Annotated in this window: 3 protein-coding genes; all 3 read right to left on the bottom strand. The window is 68.2% G+C overall.

Annotated features, from left to right (window positions below; genetic code table 11):
• A partial coding sequence (gene ruvX, locus V6M45_RS14305; RefSeq protein WP_442880508.1) for a Holliday junction resolvase RuvX occupies nucleotides 1–157 on the bottom strand: 157 nt, incomplete at its 3' end.
• A 25-nt stretch (nucleotides 158–182) separates the two neighbouring features.
• Nucleotides 183–2861: an alanine--tRNA ligase gene (gene alaS / locus V6M45_RS00545; RefSeq protein WP_332653253.1), complete on the bottom strand. Its 2679-nt coding sequence runs from the start codon at nucleotides 2859–2861 to the stop codon at nucleotides 183–185.
• A gap of 146 nt (nucleotides 2862–3007) precedes the next feature.
• Nucleotides 3008–3274, bottom strand: coding sequence for a DUF6167 family protein (locus V6M45_RS00540; RefSeq protein WP_307465325.1), 267 nt, complete (start codon nucleotides 3272–3274; stop codon nucleotides 3008–3010).
• Between the last annotated feature and the right edge of the window lie 186 nt (nucleotides 3275–3460).

Raw genomic sequence — 3460 nt, 5'->3', positions numbered from 1 at the left:
CCGCGAGGATCCGCACGTCGGTGTTCTTTTTCGCGTTCCGTTCCAGGGTGCGCAGGGGCGTCGCCAGGATGCCGTCACGGTCGCAGACGGCCACGCCGACCCTGACGGTGCCGACGTCTACCCCGAGCTTGACGCCCTGGGGGTAGTCGCCGGGCACGGCAGCTTCGTTCACGGGTCGTCCGTTATCGCCGGGTAATGGCGTCCACGACGGCCGCGAGGGCGGCGCCGACCTTGCTGGCGTCCGTGCCGCCGCCCTGGGCGACGTCGTCCTTGCCGCCGCCGCCGCCGCCCAGGATGCCGGCGGCGAGGCGCACCAGGGCGCCTGCCTTGACCCCGGCTGCCCGGGCAGCTTCGTTGGTGGCGATCAGGATCACGGGGCGGTCGTTGCTGACACCGGCGACGGCGACGGCGGCCGGCTCGGAGCCGAGACGGGTGCGCAGGTCCAGGGCCAGGCCGCGGAGGTCATCCGCGCCGCTGACCTGGCCGGCGTCGTGCGCGATGACCTTGACGCCGGCGGCGTCCTTGGCGGTGCCCACGAGCTGCGCGGCTGCGGCCGTGAGCTGCTCCTTGCGCAGGCGTTCGAGTTCCTTTTCGGCGGTTTTGAGTTTGGTCAGCGTGGTGGCGATCCGGTCCGCGAGCAGGCCCGAGGGAACCTTGAGCATTTCGGTGAGTTCGGTCACCAGGGCGCGTTCGGCGGCGAGGTGCCGGAAGGCGTCCATGCCGACGAAGGCCTCGACGCGGCGGTTTCCCGATCCGACGGACTGTTCCCCGAGCAGGGAGAGGCTGCCGATCAGCGAGGTGTTTTCGACGTGCGTGCCGCCGCAGAGCTCACGGGACCAGGCGCCGTCGATCTCCACGACGCGGACTTCGTTGCCGTAGTTCTCGCCGAAGAGTGCCATGGCGCCGAGGGCCTTGGCCTCGGCGAGGCCCATGATCTTGGTCTCCACCCGGTAGTTGTTGCGGATGGCGATGTTGGAGACTTCTTCGATTTCCGAGCGGGTGGCCGGGCTCAGGCCTTCACCCCAGGCGAAGTCGAAGCGCAGGTAGCCGGCCTTGTTGAAGGAGCCGCGCTGCAGCGCTTCCGGGCCGAGGATCTGGTGCAGGGCCGCGTGCACGATGTGGGTCCCGGTGTGGGCCTGTTCGGCGGCGTGCCGTCGTTCCCGGTCCACGGCGGCCTGGACGAGGGAGTCGGCGCCGATTTCGCCTTCCCGGACGATGGCCTTGTGCACACTCAGGCCCTTGACCGGGCGCTGGACGTCCAGGACCTCGACGACGAAGCCGTCGCCGGTGATCAGTCCGGTGTCCGCGGCCTGGCCGCCGGCCTCGGCGTAGAACGGGGTCTCGGCCAGGACGAGTTCGATCTCGTCGCCCGTGGAGGCCTGGGATACCTTGCGGCCGGAGGCGAGGATGCCGCGGACCTTGGACTCGCCCGTGAGCTCGGTGTAGCCGGTGAAGACGGTCTCGCCGGCGGACAGCAGCTCCTGGAAGGCGCTGAGATCCGCGTGGGAGCCCTTCTTGCCCTTGGCGTCGGCCTGGGCGCGCTGGCGCTGTTCGAGCATGAGCTTGCGGAACTCGGGTTCGTCGACCTTCAGTCCGGCTTCTTCGGCCATTTCGAGGGTGAGGTCGATCGGGAAGCCGTAGGTGTCATGCAGGGCGAAGGCGTCGGCGCCGGAGAGCGGCCGGCCGGCGGCCTGGGACTCCTTGACGGCGTCCTCGAGGCGGGCCGTGCCGGAGGCGATGGTGCGCAGGAACGCCTTCTCCTCGGCGTACGCGATCCGGCTGATCCGGTCGAAGTCCGTCTCCACGATCGGGTAGACGCCCTTCATGGCGTCCCGGGAGGCCGGCAGCAGTTCCGGCAGGCAGGCCTTTTCGACGCCGAGCAGGCGCATGGAGCGCACGGCGCGGCGGATCAGGCGGCGCAGCACGTAGCCGCGGCCCTCGTTGGAGGGGGTGACGCCGTCGGCGATCAGCATGAGGGAGGAACGGATGTGGTCGGCGACGACGCGCATCCGCACGTCGTCGGTGTGGTGCGGGTCCTGGGCGGACTCGGCCGAGGTGTATTCCCGGCCGGAGAGCGCCGCGGCCCGGTCAATGACGGGGCGGACCTGGTCGGTCTCGTACATGTTCTCGACGTCCTGGAGAATCATCGCGAGACGTTCCATGCCCAGGCCGGTGTCGATGTTCTTCTTGGGCAGTTCGCCCGTGATGTCGAAGTCCACCTTCGAGCGGACGTTGTCGATCTGGTACTGCATGAAGACGAGGTTCCAGATTTCCACGTAGCGGTTCTCGTCCGCGATCGGGCCGCCCTCGACGCCGTACGCGGGGCCGCGGTCGTAGTAGATCTCGGAGCAGGGGCCGGCCGGGCCGGGCTGGCCGGTGGACCAGTAGTTGTCCGCCTTGCCCATCCGCTGGATCCGCTCGGCGGGCATGCCGGTGTTCTTGAGCCAGAGCTGCTCGGCCTCGTCGTCCTCTTCGTAGACGGTGACCCAGAGGCGCTCCGGCGGGAGGCCGTAGCCGCCGTCGTCAACGCCGGTGGTGAGCAGTTCCCACGCGAACTTGATGGCGTCTTCCTTGAAGTAATCGCCGAAGGAGAAGTTGCCGCACATCTGGAAGAAGGTGCCGTGGCGGGCGGTCTTGCCGACTTCCTCGATGTCGCCGGTCCGGATGCACTTCTGCACGCTGGTGGCGCGCTTGTAGGGGGCTTCCTCGCGGGCGGTCAGGTATGGGATGAAGGGGACCATGCCGGCGACCGTAAACAGCAGGGAAGGGTCGCTGGAGACCAGGGACGCGGAGGGAACCGCCGTGTGGCCCTTGCTGACAAAAAAGTCGATCCAGCGCTTGGTGATCTCCTGCGACTTCATGAGCTGATTACATACCCTTCAATATTCACTGCGTCTGTTGTTGCGTCTGCGGTTGCGCCTGTGGTCCGCGGGAACGGTCTGGTCCCGGCCTTCGGCCGTGGCGGCGTCCCTCTTGCGGGAGCCGCCCTCCTTCAATTCTCTCCCGGCTAGCGCCGGACTGCATCCCGGCCGGCAGTGCCGTGGCCGATGGCCTTTTCCAGGCCGGCATCGATGCCGAGGGCGGAGCGGAGTTCGGTCTCGCGCTCGTTCATGCCTTCGCGGACGGCGTCGGCGAAGTCGTACAGGCCGTCGGCCAGCCGGCCCACGGCCCGGTTGAGGCCCTCAGGGCCCAGGTTGGACTGTGCCTCGGTGATCTTGCGGAACGCGATGACGCCGATGGCGACGCCGATTCCCATCCAGATGATTCTGTTCATGTCAGGTTCTCCAGCGGGGATTAGCGGCTGCGGCGGCCGGTAGCGGGCTTTTTACGGGCAGAGAAGGCCGCCCGCACGCCGTAGCTGAAGGAGGCGACCTTGATGAGTGGAGAACCTACCGTGGCGGCCATGAGCGATGACAGCGCCGAGATGTTGGCGGACGCGTCGGAGACGTTGTTCGCGATC

Source organism: Brevundimonas sp. (assembly GCF_036676055.1).
Lineage (GTDB): Bacteria > Pseudomonadota > Alphaproteobacteria > Caulobacterales > Caulobacteraceae > Brevundimonas.
This window is presented reverse-complemented; position numbering and strand designations above follow the sequence as displayed.

What these genes read in the sequence shown, in the direction of transcription:
- alaS (WP_332653253.1), bottom strand. Translation starts at nt 2,861, where the DNA reads ATGAAGTCGCAGGAGATCACCAAGCGCTGGATCGACTTTTTTGTCAGC.
- V6M45_RS00540 (WP_307465325.1), bottom strand. Translation starts at nt 3,274, where the DNA reads ATGAACAGAATCATCTGGATGGGAATCGGCGTCGCCATCGGCGTCATC.